The sequence below is a fragment of the Pseudoalteromonas sp. SWN29 genome (genome assembly GCF_015864465.1).
GTDB lineage: Bacteria > Pseudomonadota > Gammaproteobacteria > Enterobacterales > Alteromonadaceae > Pseudoalteromonas.
This window is the reverse complement of sequence record NZ_JADYXE010000099.1, coordinates 1-3,190: the sequence shown is the minus strand read 5'-3', so window position 1 is coordinate 3,190 and position 3,190 is coordinate 1. Positions and strand designations below refer to the sequence as shown.

2 protein-coding genes are annotated in these 3,190 nt (G+C 32.6%); both read right to left on the bottom strand.

What is annotated here, in order from left to right:
- On the bottom strand, positions 1-1,713 hold the full coding sequence (locus I6F53_RS19930) for a tyrosine-type recombinase/integrase (RefSeq protein WP_197240911.1): 1,713 nt from the start codon (positions 1,711-1,713) through the stop codon (positions 1-3).
- Positions 1,714-1,797: 84 nt separating this feature from the next.
- Entirely contained in the window at positions 1,798-2,886 is a 1,089-nt protein-coding gene (locus tag I6F53_RS19925; RefSeq protein WP_197240910.1) for a hypothetical protein, read from the bottom strand.
- Between the last annotated feature and the right edge of the window lie 304 nt (positions 2,887-3,190).

The following is a 3,190-nucleotide window of genomic DNA, read 5'->3' as shown; positions in this document are numbered from 1 at the left end:
TTAAACCCTGAACAAGAAATCGTCAAAGCGGAGAGTGCATAACGTAGTGATCGCGACAACTAGTTTGACAAACACCGACTTTAATTTAAATTTTATACATAAATTTAGAAAGTTGCGTATTACTTGCTCTTCAGGACAACGGAGAGCGAAGTTTTTCCCAGCCGCAGCGTATTTCAATATTTGCAGAGCATCAAATGCTTCACTAAAAGCTACATTATTTTGACTTAATAAAGTATCAAATTTCTGACATAAATAATAAAATGCTTTTTGTGAAGAAACTCTTTTTAAGCCATCTTTAGTATTATCTAAACTTGGGAAGTTAGGAATTAAGGGCAGCTTTTTACCTTTCCTAGGATATTCCTTGCTTATGCTAAGAGCATTATCATACAACCTCTTAACTTGAACTACAGGAAGTGAATAAGTTAATGCAGTATCGTTTACTGAGTATAGCTCTAGCGATTTAAGTGCTTTAGCATAGTCTAATAATTTTATTTTTTTATCTACTTCAACCTTATGTGTAAAACCTTTAAATGATGGTGTGATTAAATCAAAAATCTTACCCGCATATGGGATCGAATAATCTTGCTCTTGTTTTATACTATAAAGTTCAATTCTTTCAATTAAACTTTCGCCAGGTATGGACTCCTTAAAATGAGCTCTCCCTACGCATTCAGATAAAAAATACTTAGAGACAGTATATGTTTGATTCATTACAATAAAATACTGTATGTCCTTCAAGTGTAAATAACTATTCATAGTCGATACTGTGGCTTTATGACCAAGGAAATGAGACAAAAAAAACATTTTTGAACGAGTATTTTCTTTAATTTTTAATCTTTTGTTAAAGTGCTCAATAAAGCCTTGATCAAATAAGTCACCTTCAAATATGGAAGAACATTGCTTTCCCATTAATACCAAGTTTGGGTTTAATCTGCACCAAGTCCAATTAGCAAAACTATGTCTTAGGTGATGAACTCTTAACGTATTATCCTTCGTAAAGTAATGCATCAGCCTTGTTAGTAGCTCGTATGCTTTATTTACGCTGGTAGAGCAGTTAAATAGCAATGAATTTGATGGTTTATTTTCAGTGTTTTTTTGAACGTCATAAAAACTTCTTAGCTTGGCTAAATGTTCTTTTGGCCATAACGCATCAAGAGGTAGTTCTCTTTTAGCTGAAGGTGTTTTTAAATCCCTTATTATATTTGGTCTCATAAATAGTAGAACCCAATCAAATTCACCTCTATTTGGCACAACAGGTGATAACTGAATATCACCGAAGTAAAGCTTAGCAGCTTCATTACGTCGCAGACCACTATAAAAACAAAAGCACATTAACAAATATGCATATAACTCAACCTTACTGTTATTGAGACTATGACTTAAATGTTCAAGAATTGCGCTTGCATGACTTGCTGACACTAAATTAGCATCTACCATGCTTTGTACTGGTGCAACCTCAATATCATCAATACACAAGTCTTTGACAATTTCTGACTCTATTAAAAATACAGAAAAATAGTATAAATACTTTTTACGTTGGGCCGAATTAAAATATTCACTCGTATCATTTAGCTTTATTGCCCAATCAGATGCTGATATTAATGCTAAATCCGTTTGTACAAATACAGTTAAAAATGGTTTACTAATACTTTTTACATAATCAATGACAGTATCTACTTTTAACCTCTTTTTATTTACCCCTCCCTCTTTCAAGAGATAATAAAGCCAACCACACAAAATATTAAAATAAATACTATTTTTATTATTTTTCAGTTCTTGTTCTACAAATTTAATGCACTATGACCTTGAAACTCTTTGGCTATTAAGTTTCCTTAACCTTTTATAAGTACACTCTAACTTAACTATTATTAACTTAGGCTCAATATAATCAAAACTGTCACTATCAAATGACAATAGCTTATTAAGCTCATTGAATTTTTTAGGTTGTTTTGCTATTTCGTCGGCAACTAATGCCTTATTACTTATTAATCTTAAAAAGGCTGTTTGAGGTAGCTCAGTGCAGGTCGTAGGTCCTAAATACATCTGATAGTCGATAGGGCTGAGGTTGATTATAGTATCTACTTTTCTAAGTGCTCGTAATTTTAGAAGTGACAAGCTTTTCCAACTATCACCTGATGCACATGTTAAGTAAATTGTTATATATTCTATTAATTTATTTTTATTTATTTGTTTTTTTTCAAGTCCATCAAAAGAAGCTTTATGCTGTAATAATAAGAGTACAACGGCATCACATAGAACATACCGCTTCTCCTGGCTTCTGGTTTTACTATACCAAAAAACCAAGCCATCTAAATAAACCAAAGCATTAGGCTTATTAATAATTGTAATAAGCTCATCAAAGCATATACCGGTTGTCATATATAAGAATAAAGCCAACCGACCATAGCAAGCTTCTACAGTTAAATTGGCAGTCGGTGTTTTTAACTCTTTGCTTAAAATTGACTTTAGTTGTATCGCCGGAGCTAATTTCATTAATTCAGCAGGTGTGGATATAGGCTTGTCGCGCTTTAATAGAACTATTTTGGGAACTTTTGGAGATTCAATTCCAAAATTTTTTAATGCGTAATTTAATATTGAATCAATAAGTAAAAGCTGAAGCTGCTGTATAAGTAAGTCTTCATTAAGCCATATTTTTAAAGTATCCATTTCGCTAGAGAGAACTCTATCATCTGATTTTTTAAAATAGTGAAGCATTAAATTACACAGATTATTATACTCATTAAAAAGGGCATCATCGCTATATCGAATACCAAAACCTGTATTTGATAAATTTTTATAAGCATGCTTTATCTCTTTAAAACACGAGTGTGATTTTCCTTTCTTTTCAAGGTCATTTAGATAAGAGCGGAATCTAGGCTTTTCCATCCAGCCTCCATAAATAGTTTATTTAAAACAGGCAACAATGTATTTACAGCGCTAGGATAGTTCAGTGTAGAATAATGAGCGAGCGGAACTTCACCAGATTGCCAATGACCTAGCTGGAAATTTATTAACTCTGAGTCAACGTTATTATAAAGTAAATTACTTTTTAACCAATGCCTGCCGACATTTGCGGGTATTTTATACTCATCCGGTAATCTGCTGACTAATTGTCCCCCTGTGTCAGGATAGTTGTCGCCTCAATTAATTTACAAATAAACAGGGCGCGGTAAGTTAAAGTAAGTGAATT